Source organism: Ruegeria sp. HKCCA6837, assembly GCF_013034475.1.
Taxonomy (GTDB): Bacteria; Pseudomonadota; Alphaproteobacteria; order Rhodobacterales; family Rhodobacteraceae; genus Ruegeria.
Genome location: NZ_WQGD01000011.1, coordinates 25707 through 40985, shown reverse-complemented (window position 1 = coordinate 40985; position 15279 = coordinate 25707). Strand labels below are relative to the sequence as shown.

General features: G+C 58.0%; 21 protein-coding genes. 13 read left to right on the top strand and 8 right to left on the bottom strand.

The window, feature by feature from the left end; translation table 11 throughout:
• Positions 1–4: 4 nt before the first annotated feature.
• The 3 genes from GOV91_RS15445 to speB are packed head-to-tail and all read left to right on the top strand — an operon-like array spanning position 5 to position 1361.
• Positions 5–241 (top strand): hypothetical protein, encoded by a 237-nt coding sequence (locus GOV91_RS15445; protein ID WP_171180808.1) that lies wholly within the window; start codon positions 5–7, stop codon positions 239–241.
• A gap of 1 nt (position 242) precedes the next feature.
• Positions 243–479, top strand: coding sequence for a GlsB/YeaQ/YmgE family stress response membrane protein (locus tag GOV91_RS15440; protein WP_171236166.1), 237 nt, complete (start codon positions 243–245; stop codon positions 477–479).
• A gap of 60 nt (positions 480–539) precedes the next feature.
• A complete protein-coding gene (speB, locus tag GOV91_RS15435) occupies positions 540–1361 on the top strand; it encodes an agmatinase (protein ID WP_171236165.1) in 822 nt (273 codons plus the stop codon).
• Between the two features lies 1 nt (position 1362).
• On the opposite strand, the gene GOV91_RS15430 is transcribed toward speB, so the two are convergent.
• The 7 genes from GOV91_RS15430 to GOV91_RS15400 all read right to left on the bottom strand — a co-directional run bounded on the left by GOV91_RS15430 (position 1363) and on the right by GOV91_RS15400 (position 5858).
• Complete coding sequence (locus GOV91_RS15430; protein WP_371732328.1) at positions 1363–1965, bottom strand: alpha/beta hydrolase; 603 nt, start codon at positions 1963–1965, stop codon at positions 1363–1365.
• Positions 1966–2030: 65 nt separating this feature from the next.
• Complete coding sequence (locus tag GOV91_RS15425; RefSeq protein ID WP_171180802.1) at positions 2031–2654, bottom strand: trimeric intracellular cation channel family protein; 624 nt, start codon at positions 2652–2654, stop codon at positions 2031–2033.
• Positions 2651–3118 carry a ribonuclease HI gene (gene rnhA / locus GOV91_RS15420; RefSeq protein ID WP_171236164.1) on the bottom strand — a complete coding sequence of 156 codons (468 nt, stop codon included), beginning with the start codon at positions 3116–3118 and terminating at the stop codon, positions 2651–2653. The genes GOV91_RS15425 and rnhA overlap by 4 nt, the downstream gene beginning before the upstream one ends.
• A complete protein-coding gene (locus tag GOV91_RS15415) occupies positions 3111–3698 on the bottom strand; it encodes a class I SAM-dependent methyltransferase (protein ID WP_171236163.1) in 588 nt (195 codons plus the stop codon). Before GOV91_RS15415 ends, rnhA begins: the two co-directional genes overlap by 8 nt.
• Positions 3695–4147 carry a DUF3429 domain-containing protein gene (locus GOV91_RS15410; RefSeq protein WP_171236162.1) on the bottom strand — a complete coding sequence of 151 codons (453 nt, stop codon included), beginning with the start codon at positions 4145–4147 and terminating at the stop codon, positions 3695–3697. The genes GOV91_RS15415 and GOV91_RS15410 overlap by 4 nt, the downstream gene beginning before the upstream one ends.
• On the bottom strand, positions 4144–5094 hold the full coding sequence (gene ispH, locus GOV91_RS15405; RefSeq protein ID WP_171236161.1) for a 4-hydroxy-3-methylbut-2-enyl diphosphate reductase: 951 nt from the start codon (positions 5092–5094) through the stop codon (positions 4144–4146). The genes GOV91_RS15410 and ispH overlap by 4 nt, the downstream gene beginning before the upstream one ends.
• Before the next feature lie 188 nt (positions 5095–5282).
• Complete coding sequence (locus GOV91_RS15400) at positions 5283–5858, bottom strand: NYN domain-containing protein (RefSeq protein WP_050605228.1); 576 nt, start codon at positions 5856–5858, stop codon at positions 5283–5285.
• A gap of 138 nt (positions 5859–5996) precedes the next feature.
• On the opposite strand from GOV91_RS15400, the gene folK reads away from it, so the two are divergent.
• The 10 genes from folK to GOV91_RS15350 all read left to right on the top strand — a co-directional run bounded on the left by folK (position 5997) and on the right by GOV91_RS15350 (position 13775).
• Positions 5997–6566 (top strand): 2-amino-4-hydroxy-6-hydroxymethyldihydropteridine diphosphokinase, encoded by a 570-nt coding sequence (folK, locus tag GOV91_RS15395; protein WP_171236160.1) that lies wholly within the window; start codon positions 5997–5999, stop codon positions 6564–6566.
• 94 nt (positions 6567–6660) lie between these two features.
• Positions 6661–7014 (top strand): DNA-directed RNA polymerase subunit omega, encoded by a 354-nt coding sequence (rpoZ, locus tag GOV91_RS15390; protein ID WP_171180788.1) that lies wholly within the window; start codon positions 6661–6663, stop codon positions 7012–7014.
• A 26-nt stretch (positions 7015–7040) separates the two neighbouring features.
• Positions 7041–9173, top strand: coding sequence for a bifunctional (p)ppGpp synthetase/guanosine-3',5'-bis(diphosphate) 3'-pyrophosphohydrolase (locus GOV91_RS15385; RefSeq protein WP_171236159.1), 2133 nt, complete (start codon positions 7041–7043; stop codon positions 9171–9173).
• Between the two features lie 16 nt (positions 9174–9189).
• Positions 9190–9888 carry a DUF2062 domain-containing protein gene (locus GOV91_RS15380; protein ID WP_171180784.1) on the top strand — a complete coding sequence of 233 codons (699 nt, stop codon included), beginning with the start codon at positions 9190–9192 and terminating at the stop codon, positions 9886–9888.
• Positions 9881–10627, top strand: a complete 747-nt coding sequence (locus GOV91_RS15375; RefSeq protein ID WP_171236158.1) for a pyridoxine 5'-phosphate synthase — start codon at positions 9881–9883, stop codon at positions 10625–10627. Before GOV91_RS15380 ends, GOV91_RS15375 begins: the two co-directional genes overlap by 8 nt.
• Positions 10624–11247 carry a LysE family translocator gene (locus GOV91_RS15370; RefSeq protein WP_171236157.1) on the top strand — a complete coding sequence of 208 codons (624 nt, stop codon included), beginning with the start codon at positions 10624–10626 and terminating at the stop codon, positions 11245–11247. The genes GOV91_RS15375 and GOV91_RS15370 overlap by 4 nt, the downstream gene beginning before the upstream one ends.
• On the top strand, positions 11244–11663 hold the full coding sequence (gene acpS / locus GOV91_RS15365; protein ID WP_171236156.1) for a holo-ACP synthase: 420 nt from the start codon (positions 11244–11246) through the stop codon (positions 11661–11663). Before GOV91_RS15370 ends, acpS begins: the two co-directional genes overlap by 4 nt.
• Before the next feature lie 60 nt (positions 11664–11723).
• Positions 11724–12563, top strand: a complete 840-nt coding sequence (gene lepB, locus GOV91_RS15360) for a signal peptidase I (protein WP_171180776.1) — start codon at positions 11724–11726, stop codon at positions 12561–12563.
• Complete coding sequence (rnc, locus tag GOV91_RS15355; protein WP_171236155.1) at positions 12560–13252, top strand: ribonuclease III; 693 nt, start codon at positions 12560–12562, stop codon at positions 13250–13252. The genes lepB and rnc overlap by 4 nt, the downstream gene beginning before the upstream one ends.
• Before the next feature lie 4 nt (positions 13253–13256).
• On the top strand, positions 13257–13775 hold the full coding sequence (locus tag GOV91_RS15350; protein WP_171180771.1) for a GNAT family N-acetyltransferase: 519 nt from the start codon (positions 13257–13259) through the stop codon (positions 13773–13775).
• A gap of 2 nt (positions 13776–13777) precedes the next feature.
• Here the strand turns inward: GOV91_RS15350 and GOV91_RS15345 are convergent, their stop codons facing one another.
• Positions 13778–15160 carry a multicopper oxidase family protein gene (locus tag GOV91_RS15345; protein WP_171236154.1) on the bottom strand — a complete coding sequence of 461 codons (1383 nt, stop codon included), beginning with the start codon at positions 15158–15160 and terminating at the stop codon, positions 13778–13780.
• Positions 15161–15279 lie beyond the last annotated feature (119 nt).

Below are 15279 nucleotides of genomic sequence, written 5' to 3'. Positions count from 1 at the left end.
CCATATGTTCATGGTGTTGATGGGCACCGTCGTGATTGCGGGGATCGTGGGCTACCTGTCCGAACAGACCGGTTTTACCCATAACGGCTATTTGCAATCGATCATCATCTGTGTAGGCGGGGCATTTTTGTTCTATTTCTTGCGCATCATGTTCGGCATCAGCTTTGGTCCTCCGGGTCTGGATGCGGTGATCTCATCCGTTGGTGCCCTGATCATTGTGCCGACCCACTGGAGGAAATGAGATGCCCATTGTCGCCCTGATCGTCATCGGTGCTGCCTCCGGATTTCTGGCCACCCGACTGATGCGGATCGAGGCGGATATCCCGACAACCATGTTGATCGGCATTATTGGGGCTCTGATCGGCGGGCTTCTGCTGCGTTTTCTGGCGACGGTAATGGGCTGGATGTCTGGCTTTGTCGGGGCGATCCTTGGTGCGTTGCTGGTGATCTGGATCTGGCAGACTTACCTGCGCCGCTAACCCCTTGACCTAGTACCTTTTGCCCGGCCAGATCGTGTCTAAACGATTTGGAGGATCTTGATGCAGTACGATCTGAAGCCTGCGGATGTAGCCCTGATGGGGGTGCCTCTGGATCTGCATTCCTCGTTCCTGCAAGGCCCGGCCTTTGCCCCCGGACGCATCCGCGAGGCGCTGCATTCCGGCGCCGCCAACCTGACTGCTGAGGATGGCACTGATCTGGGTGCAAGCATGCGATTTTGCGATGCCGGAGATCTTGACGTGTTCGAAATGCGCGGACAGGAACCGATTGACCGGATCGAAGCCGAAGCAGCCAAGCGGATCGCAACTGGCGCGCGCCTGTTGTCTCTGGGCGGGGATCATTCCGTAGCCTATCCGCTGATCAAAGCCCATGCGGATCGTTACCAAGGGTTGAACATCCTGCATATCGACAGCCATCCTGATCTGTACGACCAGCAAGACATCGGCCCACTGGGCCATGGCTGTCCCTTTGCGCGGGTGATGGAGAATTGCCCGATCAACCGATTGGTGCAGGTCGGCATCCGCACCATGAACGCCCATCAGCGCGAACAGGCTGATAAATTCGGGGTCGAGGTGATCGACATGCGAAACTGGAGCCCCGACCTGCAGATTTCCTTTGATGGCCCTGTCTATTTGTCACTGGATCTGGATGCGCTGGATCCTGCTTTTGCCCCTGGTGTCTCGCATCACGAACCCGGAGGGCTGAGCACGCGCGAGGTCATCGACCTGATCCACCGGTTCGAAGGTCAGTTGGTCGGGGCAGACATTGTCGAGCTCAATCCGCATCGCGACCCTTACGGTATGACCGCAATGGTGGCCGCAAAATTCGTCAAGGAAATCGGTGCGCGCTTGCTGACGGGGTGATTTACCGCTCGTCGCAGACCGTGGCCGATCCAAGCGCCGGAGCACCCCGCGTGGTCATGTCGTATTGGTTCGCCTCAGCGGCGGTCATCCAGTGCATGCTGTCGGCTGGGGCAGCGAACAGGGTATACCAGTAAAACTCCGCATCCACTCCGATGTCTTTGAAATAGTCCAGGTACCGGTCATGTTCCGGGTCGTCCTCGGGCAATTCTGTCGCCACCAATCCCGATCCGGCCCAGCTGTGAACGCCGACACAGGCCCCCGGCTGCAGGGTGCGGCGGTTTCCAGCCAGAAACAGATCGGTGCCGCCGCTGGCGACCAGACCGTTTGAAGGAACGACCGTATCGAAACCGGCCCTGCGCACTTCGCGGCTGAAGATGACATTGGCATCATCGTCCACTGATCCTTCGATGTATTGAAGAACCAAAATTCGGGCTTCGGGGTTTTTTGCGATGACCTCCTCAAAAGCGGATAACGTTGTTTCATCAATTGTGCCGGAGGCAATGATCTGGTCGCCCTGCGCAACGAAACTGACTGGTGTGTAGTATTCCCCGCATGAGGCTAGCAGGGTCAGACAGGCTGCAAATGATGTTAGTCTAAAGATCACGCTGGCCTCCGGGCTGCAATGTTCACAGAGGTATCAGCACATTGCTTTGACGTCCATCGACAGGCTCAGTTGCGCGGTGGGCGGCTTTTGTAGACGGGCAATTGCCAGCCAAACACCAGTGACCCGGCCCGCAAGGCCCAGCAGACCAACGCGCACAAAGCCAGTGCAAGCGCGGGCTCCGTTCCGGCCTGAACGGCCAGAACTGCCGTCAATGACCCCGCAAAAGCGCATGAAACATAGAGCTCGCCCTGCTTCAGCACCAGCGGCACCTCGTTGCAGACCACGTCGCGCATCAGCCCGCCCAGACACCCGGTTGTTACGCCCATCAACACGACGATGACGCCGGATTGGTCCAATGACAGCGCAGCGCCTGTACCGGCAGCGACGGCAACCGACAGAGCGAAACTGTCCAGCCAGATCAGCCAGTTGTAGCGGCTTTCCATCAGGTGTGCGGTAAAGAACACCAGCACTGAAGCGGCAACGGCGATCAGGATGTAATCCGGCTGACCGACCCAAAAGATCGGATGTCGGTCCAACAACAGATCACGCACTGTGCCGCCGCCGACTGCGGTCAAGCAAGCCATGAAAGCAAACCCAACAAGATCCAGCTGGGCACGGCTTGCCACCAAAGCCCCGGTCAGAGCAAATATCAGGACCGAGGCGTAATCCAGCAACGAAAGCGCGGTCACACCTGCGCCTTCTTAGGTTTGAATGGGGCCATACCCGCGCGGGCCAGTTCGTCGGCCTTTTCATTCTCCGGATGGCCCGCATGTCCTTTGACCCATTCCCAGGTCACATCATGCCGTTCTTGCGCCTCATCCAGACGTTGCCACAGATCGACATTCTTGACCGGCTTCTTGTTCGAGGTTTTCCAGCCGTTGCGCTTCCAGCCAAAGATCCAGCCGGTGACGCCGTTCTTCACATAGGCGCTGTCGGTCACAATGGTGATTTTCGAAGGGCGTTCCAGCGTCTCTAACGCTGAAATGGCGGCCAGCAGTTCCATTCGGTTGTTGGTTGTCTCGGCCTCGCCGCCATTCAGCTCACGCTCTTTCAAAACGGTGTCCCCGTCCATCGCGCGCAGCAAAACACCCCAGCCTCCGGGTCCGGGATTGCCGGAACAGGCACCATCGGTATAGGCAAACAAATCAGGCATGGGCGAACACCAGAATAAAACCGTCGTAAGAGCCTGCCAGACCTTTTCCCATCCCTTTGACCGAGCGATCAATTGTGAACCCGGTTTGGGTCAGCGCGTCTTCGATCTCGGCTTCGGTATAATAGGTGTAATACCGATCCAACTCGTCCCTGTGCTCACCTGTACCCAGCTTCATGCCGAGAAAAAGCTGCCCCTTAGGCTTCAGAGCAGAGTGAATCGCCTTCAGGTGTCGCGGGAAATCTGCGCGTGGCGCGTGCAGCAGGGAAAAGCTGGCGTAGACACCGTCATAGATAGCGGTTTCGGTGACGTCATCGAACGTGCCCAGATACGCGTCCACTCCGTTCTGCCGGGCGTGATCCACGAAGGCAGGCGTCGCGTCCAGCGCCTTTACCGTCAATCCTTGACGCATCAGGAAACTGCTATCTGAACCCGGCCCGGATCCCAGATCCAGAACATATCCACCTGCGACGACTGCATCTACAAATGCTTGTCTGGCCTCAAGCTGTGCTTCGGGCAGGGGAATGTTCAGGTATTCGGCCAACCTGTTGGTATATGCGTCGATCGTGCGTTTATCGGTCACAGGTATACTCCGACGGCAAGGCTGGCCAGAACAACGGCGGTCAGCAGGACGCGTAACCGCATCCACCAAACCGGTGTCAGCCGCCAATAAGAAAACAGGGCATCCAGCACCAACAGGCCGGCAAACCCGTACATCAGGTTTGTGCCCGCCTGCACCGGCCCGCCGCCCGTCATGAAAAAGGCCCAAAGCGCGGGCAGGACCGACAGTGTGCAACACAGACCTGCCTTGCTGCCCGAAGTCTTGGTGGCAAACCCCCAAAGAACACCGGACATGAAACTCAGGATCACCGAGCCATAGAACAGCTGCACATATGGGCCCACAAACCGCGCGCCAAGGTTCTGTGTGCCCCAAGCGTTCAGGTCGCCGTTCAGATAGGTCAACGCACCCCAGACAAAAGGGATCAGCCCTGCCAACCCCAGATAAAGCGGTGCCTTTGGTACTCCGATCACGCTGGTTGCCTCAGGACGCGGGGGACTTTGAATTCGACGTTCTCGACGGCTGTCTCGACCAATTCGACGGTGACATCATAATGCGCGCGGAAGGCGTCAATCACCTCGTTTACCAACAACTCGGGGGCCGATGCGCCTGCGGTGACGGCCACGGATGAGATCCCATCCAACGCGCGCCAATCGATCTCGGTGGCGCGCTGCACCAGTTGCGCGTATTTGCAGCCCTCGCGCGAGGCGACCTCGACCAGACGGCGCGAGTTCGATGAGTTCGGCGCACCCACAACCAGCAGAGCGTCTGCCTTAGGCGCCACGGCCTTGACGGCCTCTTGCCGGTTCGTCGTGGCATAGCAAATGTCTTCCTTGTGTGGTACGACAATGGCCGGGAACCGGGCCTGAAGCGCGGCTATGATGTCTTTGGTGTCATCAACCGACAGGGTGGTCTGGGTGACAAAAGCAAGTTTCTTTGGATCGCGAACATCAACCGTGGCCACATCTTCGACGGTTTCAACCAACAGAACATCGCCCTCGGGCAATTGTCCCATGGTGCCAATGGTCTCGGGATGTCCCTTGTGGCCGATCATGATCATCTGCAATCCCGCATCCGCATGGCGCTGTGCCTCGACATGCACTTTCGAGACCAGCGGGCAGGTCGCGTCCACATAGATCATCTCGCGCTTTGAGGCCTCGGCGGGCACTGACTTCGGGACGCCATGAGCGGAAAATATCACCGGACGATCATCAGGGCATTCATGTAGCTCCTCGACAAAGACCGCACCCTTGTCTCGCAATCCGTCGACGACAAATTTATTATGCACGATCTCATGGCGCACATAGACCGGAGGTCCCCATTTTTGCAGGGCCATTTCTACGATCTTGATGGCACGATCCACACCGGCGCAGAAACCCCGGGGAGCGGCAAGGTAAAGAGTCAGTGGTGGCTTTGTCATTGAGTTGTCTCCTTAAGGCACAGGTAAGTCTTTTCACGGCCTTGGTCCAGACAGGAGATCGTCATTCAACTGACACGAATCGATGCTAGTCAGGTTTTGTTTCAGCACCTGTTTATAGTTAAAGAAGCGCGGCCAGGACCTCGGTCCTGACCGCGCGAAATTTACCCCATCAGAAAGAGAGTGCCGGATCAGCTGTTGCTGGCCATGGCGACGTTTCGCGGCTCAGCCGGCATTTCACGCGGCGGGCGCCCGATTACGTCACGCAAATCTTCCAGTTCGATGAAGTTGTCAGCCTGGCGGCGCAGTTCGTCCGAGATCATCGGCGGCTGGCTGCGGATCGTCGACACGACAGAAACGCGCACGCCTTGACGTTGCAGGCTGGCAATCAACGGGCGGAAATCCCCATCGCCCGAGAACAGCACGATATGATCCACGCGCGGTGCAAGCTCCATGGCATCGACGGTAAGTTCGATATCCATGTTTCCTTTGACTTTCCGACGCCCCATGCTGTCGGTGTATTCCTTGGCGGGTTTCGTGACCATGGTGAAGCCGTTGTAGTGCAGCCAGTCAACCAATGGGCGGATCGGCGAATACTCGTCATTTTCCAGGAGCGCTGTGTAATAGAAAGCCCGAAGCAACTTGCCACGGCGCATGAATTCCTGCCGCAGAAGTTTGTAGTCTATATCGAAACCGAGTGCTTTTGCCGCGGCATAAAGGTTCGAGCCGTCGATGAACAGCGCTAGCCGTTCGTCTTTATAAAACATAAATAGTCCCTTCCGGTATAATCCAGACCGCCCCGCATGGTGAGTGAGTGAGTGATGATTTGGCGCGATCTGTCGATCTATAATTAGAACTTTTGCTGGTTATCGCAAGTATGCAATGTGTCGAATATAGGGTGCTATATGAGCAATTCGTTGTCAAATGCCGTTGTTGCGCTGGGCGCAAATCTCAGCTTGAGAGGAAATGGGCCCGAAGTTACGCTGCGGAACGCACTTGACGCTATTTCGCGTCAAGGTGTAGTGATTCGCGCGGTCAGCCGGTTTTTCGCGACGCCTTGCTTCCCCGCCGGGGCGGGTCCGGACTATGTGAACGCTGCGGCTTTGATCGCCACCGAAAAACCTGCGACCGAGTTGTTAAGTGTGCTGCACGCCGTGGAACATGAGTTTGGGCGCGAACGGATACAACGTTGGGGAATGCGAACTCTGGATCTGGACCTGGTGTGTTTTGATGAACAGGTGCTGCCTGATCGCGCCCAGTTCGATCGCTGGCTGACGTTGCCACCAGAGGCGCAGCGGCAAGAGGCCCCGGATCAACTGATCCTGCCTCATCCGCGTCTGCAGGACCGCGCTTTTGTGCTGGTGCCGATGGCCGATATCGCCCCCGACTGGCGTCATCCTGTTCTGGATCGCACGGTATCGCAGATGGTCACCGATTTGCCTGCGGACGATATTGCAGCGGTCACACCACTGTGATCCTTGCAATTGGGGTATTTCCTGCTTGTCAAGGCGCGGATTCGCGCTTAGATAAACCTCTTCCTGACATGGATTCAGAAACGGAGAGCGCCCCATGGCCCGCGTGACGGTTGAAGATTGCGTAGATAAGGTTCCAAACCGGTTCGAGCTGGTGATGCTTGCCGCCCATCGGGCGCGTGAGATTTCCGCCGGTGCAGCGATTACCGTTGACCGCGACAACGACAAGAACCCTGTCGTGTCCCTGCGTGAAATCGCCGACGAAACCCAAAGTGCGGATGAACTGCGCGAGCGCCTGATCGAAGCCAACCAAACCCAGATCGAGGTTGATGAGCCGGAAGAAGATCAGATGGCGCTGCTGATGGGTGCCGAATCGGACAAACCTGCCATGGACGACATGTCTGAAGAAAAACTCCTGCGCGCTCTGATGGAGGCACAGGGACAGGGGTAAGCCCCAAAGACGAAGGTGCGGACCGGATGATTTCTGCTGACGACCTGATTGCGCTGGTCCGCAACTACAATCCCAAGACGAATGCTGAACGCATCACTCTGGCTTACGAATTCGGTCAGCAGATGCATGAGGGGCAGTTCCGCCATTCTGGCGAGCCCTATTTTACCCATCCCGTTGCCGTTGCCGCCATCCTGACCGAACAGCGTTTGGATGATGCGACCATCATTACGGCGCTGCTTCATGACACGATCGAAGACACCAAAGCCAATTACGGCAAGGTGGCCGAGCTGTTTGGGGATGAGGTCGCCAAGCTGGTCGATGGCGTGACCAAGCTGACCAACCTGCAATTGTCCAGTCGCGAAACCAAGCAGGCCGAGAACTTCCGCAAGCTGTTTATGGCCATGTCCAAGGACTTGCGGGTTATTCTGGTCAAGCTGGCCGACCGTCTGCACAATATGCGCACGATCAAGGCAATGCGCCCCGAAAAGCAGGTGATCAAAGCGCGCGAGACGATGGACATCTATGCGCCGCTTGCAGGCCGGATGGGTATGCAATGGATGCGCGAAGAACTGGAAGACCTCGCTTTCCGTGTCCTGAACCCCGAAGGCCGTCAATCGATCATCCGGCGTTTTATCACGCTGCAACGCGAAACCGGTGACGTGATCCATCGCATCACCGGCGACATGCGGCACGAGCTGGAAAAGGCGGGGATCGAGGCTGAAGTGTTTGGCCGCGCCAAAAAACCCTATTCGATCTGGCGAAAGATGCAGGAAAAGGATCAGGGCTTCTCACGCCTGTCGGACATTTACGGCTTTCGCATCATCACCCAGACCGAAGAGGACTGCTATCGCACACTTGGTGCCATCCACCAACGCTGGCGCGCGGTGCCGGGGCGGTTCAAAGATTACATCAGTCAGCCGAAATCGAACGGCTACCGCTCGATCCACACCACTGTTTCAGGGCGCGACGGAAAACGGGTCGAGGTTCAGATCCGCACCCGCCAGATGCATGACGTGGCTGAAACCGGCGTTGCGGCGCATTGGTCCTATCGTGACGGTGTACGGACCGAGAACCCCTTTGCCGTTGACCCGGCCAAGTGGATTTCCAACCTGACTGAGCAGTTCGACAACGAAGAAGATCACGAAGACTTCCTCGAGGCCGTCAAGCTCGAGATGTATTCCGACCAGGTGTTCTGCTTCACGCCCAAAGGGGATGTGGTGAAGCTGCCGCGCGGGGCGACGCCGATTGATTTTGCCTATGCTATCCACACCCGGATCGGCCATGCCTGTGTCGGGGCCAAGGTGGACGGCATTCGCGTGCCGCTCTGGACCCGACTGAAGAATGGGCAATCGGTGGATATCATCACCGCCGACGGTCAGACGCCCCAGGTCACGTGGCTTGAGATCGCCGTCACCGGCAAGGCCCGCACCGCCATCCGTCGCGCCTTGCGCGAGGTCGACCGAGAGCGGTTCATCAAGCTGGGCAAGGAGCTGGCGCGTTCCGGTTTCGAACATGTTGGGCGCAAGGCAACAGACAAGGCGCTGGACACTGCTGCCAAGCACCTGCGCCTGAAAGATCGGCATGAATTGCTGGCCCGTCTGGGCAGCGCGGAACTGACGGCGCATGAAGTGGTCGAGGCTGTTTATCCTGAACTGGCTAAGGACGATGGTGACGCCATTCCGCTGCGTCGCGCCGTGATCGGCCTTGAACCAGGTCAGAAATTCGATCGCGCCCCATGCTGCCAGCCATTGCCGGGAGAACGTATTGTCGGCATCACGTACCGGGGCAAGGGCGTGGTGGTACACGCCATCGACTGCAACCGGCTGAGTGAGTTTGAAGGCGAACCCGACCGCTGGGTCGATCTGCACTGGCATTCGGGAACCCACCCTGCCGTCTATGGTGCGACATTGGATCTGACCATCGGCAACGATGCAGGAGTTCTGGGTCGTATTTGCACATTGATCGGCGAGAAAAAGGCCAATATCTCAAACTTGGAATTTGTTGACCGCAAACCGGATTTTTACCGTCTGCTGATCAATGTCGAACTGCGCGACCTTGAACAGTTGCATTCGCTTATGCTGATGCTTGAGGCGGAAAGCGATGTTGCGGCCGTCGAACGGTATCGGGATCAGACCAAAGCTGCGGTTGCGGCTGGCTGAGGAAGGGTGAGCACGCGTGGTATTCAAGCGCCGAGACCGACGCTCTGCTGTCCAAGTCGCGTCGGAGTTTGTCTATCCGCGTGGTGGGTGGACCCGCGCTTTTCACTATGTAAAACACCGAGTTCGCCGTCTTCCAGATTCGCCTGACCGAATTGCGCGTGGAATTGGGGCAGGGGTTTTTGCGGCGTTCACCCCGTTCTACGGATTGCATTTTCTGGTCGCGGCTGTTGGCGCAAGGCTGATCAAGGGAAACATTCTGGCCGCGCTGAGTGGCACATTTTTCGGTAACCCTCTGACCTATGTGCCGATCGGTGTGATCTGCCTGCAGACCGGGCACTTTCTGTTGGGAACCGAATATGAAGAGGGTGACACACAGGGGCTGATGGGAAAGTTCGCTGACGCCATCGGTGATCTCAAGAATAACTTTGTGGCCTTGTTTACAGACCGCGTGGCAGATTGGCATGGGTTGGCGCAGTTCTACGATGACGTCTTCTACCCCTATATGATTGGTGGCATCATCCCCGGCATTGTGGCGGGTGTGGTCTGTTATTACCTCAGCCTGCCATTGATCCTAACCTATCAGCAGCGACGTCGCGCCAAGATCAAGGCGAAGTTTGAGGAAATCAAGCGCTTGGCCGAAGAATCGACTGCCGTTTATCCGGCAGAGCCACTAGGCTCGGGCCAAACGACTCAAAAGGAATCGAGGGATGTCTGAGAACCATCTGCGGCTTGGTGTGAACATTGATCACGTTGCCACTGTGCGCAATGCGCGGGGCGGGGCTTATCCCGATCCGCTACGCGCCGCCAAACTGGCGGAAGAGGCTGGTGCTGATGGCATCACGGCGCATTTGCGCGAAGACCGCCGCCATATATCGGACGCTGATATCGACGGGTTGATGGAAGTTCTGTCGGTGCCATTGAACTTTGAAATGGCCGCCACGGAAGAGATGCAGAAAATCGCCCTGCGGCACAAACCGCACGCGGTCTGCATCGTGCCTGAAAAGCGCGAGGAACGCACCACCGAAGGCGGGCTTGAAGTCGCGCGTGAAGAAAACAAGCTGGCTCATTTTATCGCGCCGCTGCGCGATGTCGGCTGCCGCGTGTCGATCTTCATCGCCGCTGACCAGCGCCAGATCGAGGCGGCCCACCGTATTGGCGCCGAAGTGATCGAATTGCACACCGGTGCCTATTGCGACGCCCACGCAGAGGGCCGCATGGGAGATGCCACGCAAGAACTTGAATCGCTGCGCCAGATGTCTGCGTTTGCCCACTCGCTGGGGCTTGAGGTGCACGCGGGGCATGGTCTGACCTATGACACGGTCAAGCCGATTGCGGCCTTCCCTGAGGTGAAAGAGCTAAATATCGGCCATTTCCTGATTGGTGAATCTATCTATCTGGGCCTCACCCCCGCCATTCAGGAAATGCGCCGCCTGATGGACGAGGCCCGCGCGTGATTACGCCCGGCTTTGTCGCCATCTGGCTGGCCTGGCTGATGGCTGGCGGCTCTCCGGGGCCTGCCACGATGGGCATTGCCGGAACCGCGATGAACGAGGGCCGCCGTGCCGGTCTGGTCTTTGCGCTGGGCATCTGCGCCGGGTCCGCCGCTTGGGGCATAGCAGCTGCACTGGGCTTGTCGGCGATCATGCTGGCCAATGTCTGGGTGTTCGAGGTGATCCGGTACATCGGTGTCGCCTATCTGGGCTGGCTGGCCTTCAAGGCCCTGCGCCGTGCGATGACGTCGAATGAGGTTGCGTTGGGCAAGCCAGTCATCGGGTCTCTGCCGACGATCTTTGCCAAAGGCGCTGCGATCCACCTGACCAACCCCAAAGCGATCCTCAGCTGGGGCTCGATCTATGCCATTGTCGCACCCAATAATGCCAGCCTGTCGATGCTGCTGGGCTATTTCGCCATGTTGTATGCCGGATCGCTGATGATCTTCATCGGCTATGCGTTTCTGTTTTCGTCCGAGCGTATGGTCCGAACCTACCGCCGCGCCCGCCGCTGGTTCGATTTTGCCTTTGCCGGGTTCTTTGGCTTGGCGAGTTACAAGATCCTGACGGTGCGGTTGTCATGATCCTCGGTATCGGCACAGACCTCGCAAACATCGACCGCATCCAAGGCACGCTTGACCGCTTTGGCGATCGGTTCCGCAATCGTGTCTTTACTGACATCGAACAGCGCAAAGCCGAACGCCGCCACGACACCGCTGGCACCTATGCCAAGCGGTGGGCGGCGAAAGAGGCATGCTCTAAGGCGCTGGGCACTGGGCTGCGCATGGGCATAGCGTGGAAGGACATGGCCGTTACCAATCTGAAAACCGGCCAGCCTGTCATGCATGTCACTGGCTGGGCCGCCGAGCGCCTCAGGGAAATGACACCCGAAGGATATGAGGCCATCATCCATGTCACCCTGACGGATGACCATCCCTGGGCCCAGGCATTTGTGGTGATCGAGGCGCGTCCGCTTCAAGATCACGCCACGCAGCCTTGACTTGCCCCCATCCCCCCCGCATGTAGCAGCCAAGCCAAGCACAGAACTGGAGAGAGCAGTATGGCCGAGGAAGCCAAAACCGGAAATCCCGTTTGGGAGACGATCAAAACCATCGTCTATGCGCTGCTGATTGCAGGCGTGTTCCGCACCCTCTTCTTTCAGCCGTTCTGGATTCCCTCGGGCTCGATGAAGCAGACCTTGCTGATCGGCGATTTCCTTTTCGTCAACAAGATGGCCTATGGGTACTCATACGCGTCTTGCCCCAGTCTGATCATTCCAAGCGTCGGTTTGAATGTTGATGCCGAAGATATCTGCGGCTGGATGCAGGGCGATGGTGATACGCGCATCTGGGGCGGTGAGCCTGAGCGCGGCGATGTCATCGTCTTCCGCCACCCCGTCACGGGCCGCGATTATATCAAGCGTCTGATCGGCTTGCCGGGGGATCGCATCCAGATCCGTGAAGGTCAGATCATCCTCAATGGTACGCCGGTTCCACAGCAGCCCGACGGCGTCTTTACCGAAGTCGCTGAACCTCAGGGGCCTCAGCGTCTGCGTCCCCGTTGTGAAAATGGAGCTGTTGGCATTGGTGGTGCTTGTGAAAAATCACGCCTGATCGAAACCCTGCCAAATGGGGTGTCTTATGACGTGCTGAACATCGGCAATCAGGGGTCGGACAATACCGGCATCTATACCGTGCCCGAGGGCCACTATTTCTTCATGGGCGACAACCGCGACAATTCCAGCGACAGCCGCCTGCCGCAATCTGCAGGTGGGGTGGGCTATGTGCCGTACGAAAACCTGATCGGTCGCGCTGATCGGATCATGTTCTCGTCTGCGGGCCGATCGATGTTGTTTTTCTGGACCTGGCGCGGTGATCGGTTCTTCAAGGCGGTCAATTGAAGCTATCGGCTGAAATAAAAGCGTTCCAGCAGCGTTTGGGGTACGAGTTCACCAACCCCGAACTGCTGGTGCGCGCGTTGACCCACGGCTCGGTGTCGTCGTCTACCCGGCCCGACAATCAGCGGCTGGAGTTTCTGGGCGACCGAGTGTTGGGCCTTGTTATGGCCACGGCGCTGCTAGAGGCCGATAAGAAAGCCTCCGAAGGTCAGCTGGCCCCTCGATTCAACGCATTGGTCCGCAAAGAGGCTTGTGCCGATGTTGCGCGTCAGATCGATCTGGGCGCGGTGCTGAAGCTGGGCCGGTCCGAGATGTTGTCCGGAGGTCGCCGCAAACAGGCGCTGCTGGGTGATGCGATGGAGGCTGTCATTGCAGCCATCTATCGCGATGCCGGGTTTGAGGCCGCCCGCGATGTCATCTTAGCCCTGTGGGGGGACCGTATTCACAAAGTCGAGGCCGACGCCCGCGATGCCAAGACCTCGCTTCAGGAGTGGGCGCAGGCCCGCGGCCAAAGACCGCCCTCATATGTCGAGATCAAGCGCAGCGGTCCGGATCACGCGCCGATCTTTACCATTGCCGCCCGCCTTCAGGACGGAACCGAGGCACAGGCCACTGCGGGATCCAAACGGCAAGCCGAGCAGGCAGCTGCGAAGGCGCTGCTTGAGAGGTTGAGCCCGCCCAGTTCCTCTTAGGGAAATGAATTTCAGGCCAGCCGTAAAGGCGGATGCTGCCAGCCTGGCTGCTTTGTCGATTGAAGTCTGGGTGGGCACCTACCTGCGTCATGGCGTGAGTTCTTTGTTCGCCGAGTTTGTACTGGCTGAGTTTACAGCGGCGCGGTTTGAAGCACTTATCGAGGAAGGTTCGGACCTTTTGGTGGTCTTGGAAAACCGGGATGGTATAGATGGCTATATTCGGGTTTCAGAAGGTCGCGCAGCTCCTGTCGACGGGCTGTCCGATCTTGAGATCGTGACATTTTATGTCCAGCCGCGGCATCATGGTAAGGGTATTGGGTCAGCCTTGCTGCAATTAGCGACCGACCACTGCCGAGATAAAGGGCAGGGCGAGATCTGGCTGACAACAAATTCCGAAAACGCACCCGCTATCGATTTCTACCTGTCCAAAGGGTTCAGGCAGGTTGGCGTTTCGGACTTTCGGATCGGCGACCAAGCCTATCCGAACCATGTTCTGGCGCTGGACGTAGCGACGCTGGGCTAGGGTCAAACCACCCGAATGAACCCTGCCAGCCCGGTTTTCTGATGCTCTATCACGTGGCAATGAAAGGCCCAGTCGCCGGGGTTGTCAGCGACCAGCGCGATATCAATGGTCTCGTCTTTCAACAAAAGCATCGTGTCGGTCATCAAGGGCGGCAGGGCGCGCAGGTTCGATTTCAGCGGCACGAAAGCCAGTCCGTGCAGGTGGATCGGGTGCAAGTTAGGAGATTCGTTACGGAGGCGCAAAACATAGCTCTTGCCTTGTTCCAGCACGGCCAGCGGACCGGTTCCCTCTGCTGCATCTCCGGGCCACGGCGTGCGGTTGATCGACCAGAAACTATACCCCAGTGATCCGCAGAACCCGTCATTCGGAGGGCCACCTTCAGGCGTCCAGCCGAACACGAACTCATGCAGCTCGGCTTGGTTCAGTTCAGGGCGCAGAACAGGGTTTCTGCGCAAAGGGCGCAATTCCCTCATATCGCGCGCTGTGGATTGTCCGGTCGCGCGCAACCGCGCCATCGCGCGGTGTTTCTGTCCAGGAAATTTGGCGACAAGTGCCACCGACTGCCCTTCATCGTCTGGCATCAGTACGGCAAAATCCGCCCGCTGACCCGGGCCCAGCAAAAGCGGTGCATCGGGTGTGGGTAAGGTCAGGTCGATCTCAACCGGATGCCCGTCCCACGCAATGATCTGCGCCTCAGCCCCTTCAAGATGCAGCTTGTAGATGCGGGTTGTGTCCGTATTGACGACGCGCAGCCGCACAAGGCTGCCTGCCGCGTGATCATACACTGCTTCTGTCAACCAGTTTGCAGTCTGGACATTGCCAAACGTACCTGCGCGCGCAGCACCACGCGCCGTATAAGCGGGCAAAAACGCGTCTTCTTCGTCCAGTCGGAAATCACGCAGATTGATCACTTGCTCGCTGTCGAAACCGGGGTCTTCCCGCTCGGCAATCACCATGACGCCGGTCAACCCGTGGGCCATTTGATCCATTGTCATGCAGTGGGGGTGATACCAATATGTGCCGGCGTCCGGTGGTGTGAATTCATAGGTAAAGCTGTCATCCTCGCCGATTGGCATCTGGGTCAGAAAATGCACCCCGTCCATCTCGTTGGCGATGCGCAGCCCGTGCCAGTGCATTGCGGTGTAATCGGGAAGGGTATTGCGCACCGTAAGCCGCATGACTTCGCCTTGTCGTCCATACAGAACCGGTGGTGGTGCGTCGGGGTAAAGGCTGACCATCCCCGTGGTCAACCGATTGCGCAACCTGTAGCTGGCGGGCTGCAACACGAGGTCTTGCGTGGCATCGCTTGCCGCCAAAGACAAACCACCCAAACCCAAGGCACCAGCAGCGGCACCGCTTCCAAGAAGAAACTTGCGACGTTTCATTGCGACCTCTCTGTAGGGATGTGTCGTCGGGCTGGGAACGGCTGGGCGTCTGTGCCTGACTTGCCTTGGCCCGCGCATAGCTGCAATGCGACAAATCCCTCTGGCCCAAAGGTCCTTTC

Bases quoted from the DNA above. Each gene is read 5' to 3' on its own strand.
- GOV91_RS15445 (WP_171180808.1), top strand. From the start codon at position 5: ATGTTCATGGTGTTGATGGGCACCGTCGTGATTGCGGGGATCGTGGGC.
- GOV91_RS15440 (WP_171236166.1), top strand. From the start codon at position 243: ATGCCCATTGTCGCCCTGATCGTCATCGGTGCTGCCTCCGGATTTCTG.
- speB (WP_171236165.1), top strand. From the start codon at position 540: ATGCAGTACGATCTGAAGCCTGCGGATGTAGCCCTGATGGGGGTGCCT.
- rnhA (WP_171236164.1), bottom strand. From the start codon at position 3,118: ATGCCTGATTTGTTTGCCTATACCGATGGTGCCTGTTCCGGCAATCCC.
- ispH (WP_171236161.1), bottom strand. From the start codon at position 5,094: ATGACAAAGCCACCACTGACTCTTTACCTTGCCGCTCCCCGGGGTTTC.
- GOV91_RS15400 (WP_050605228.1), bottom strand. From the start codon at position 5,858: ATGTTTTATAAAGACGAACGGCTAGCGCTGTTCATCGACGGCTCGAAC.
- folK (WP_171236160.1), top strand. From the start codon at position 5,997: ATGAGCAATTCGTTGTCAAATGCCGTTGTTGCGCTGGGCGCAAATCTC.
- rpoZ (WP_171180788.1), top strand. From the start codon at position 6,661: ATGGCCCGCGTGACGGTTGAAGATTGCGTAGATAAGGTTCCAAACCGG.
- GOV91_RS15385 (WP_171236159.1), top strand. From the start codon at position 7,041: ATGATTTCTGCTGACGACCTGATTGCGCTGGTCCGCAACTACAATCCC.
- GOV91_RS15375 (WP_171236158.1), top strand. From the start codon at position 9,881: ATGTCTGAGAACCATCTGCGGCTTGGTGTGAACATTGATCACGTTGCC.
- acpS (WP_171236156.1), top strand. From the start codon at position 11,244: ATGATCCTCGGTATCGGCACAGACCTCGCAAACATCGACCGCATCCAA.
- lepB (WP_171180776.1), top strand. From the start codon at position 11,724: ATGGCCGAGGAAGCCAAAACCGGAAATCCCGTTTGGGAGACGATCAAA.
- GOV91_RS15350 (WP_171180771.1), top strand. From the start codon at position 13,257: ATGAATTTCAGGCCAGCCGTAAAGGCGGATGCTGCCAGCCTGGCTGCT.
- GOV91_RS15345 (WP_171236154.1), bottom strand. From the start codon at position 15,160: ATGAAACGTCGCAAGTTTCTTCTTGGAAGCGGTGCCGCTGCTGGTGCC.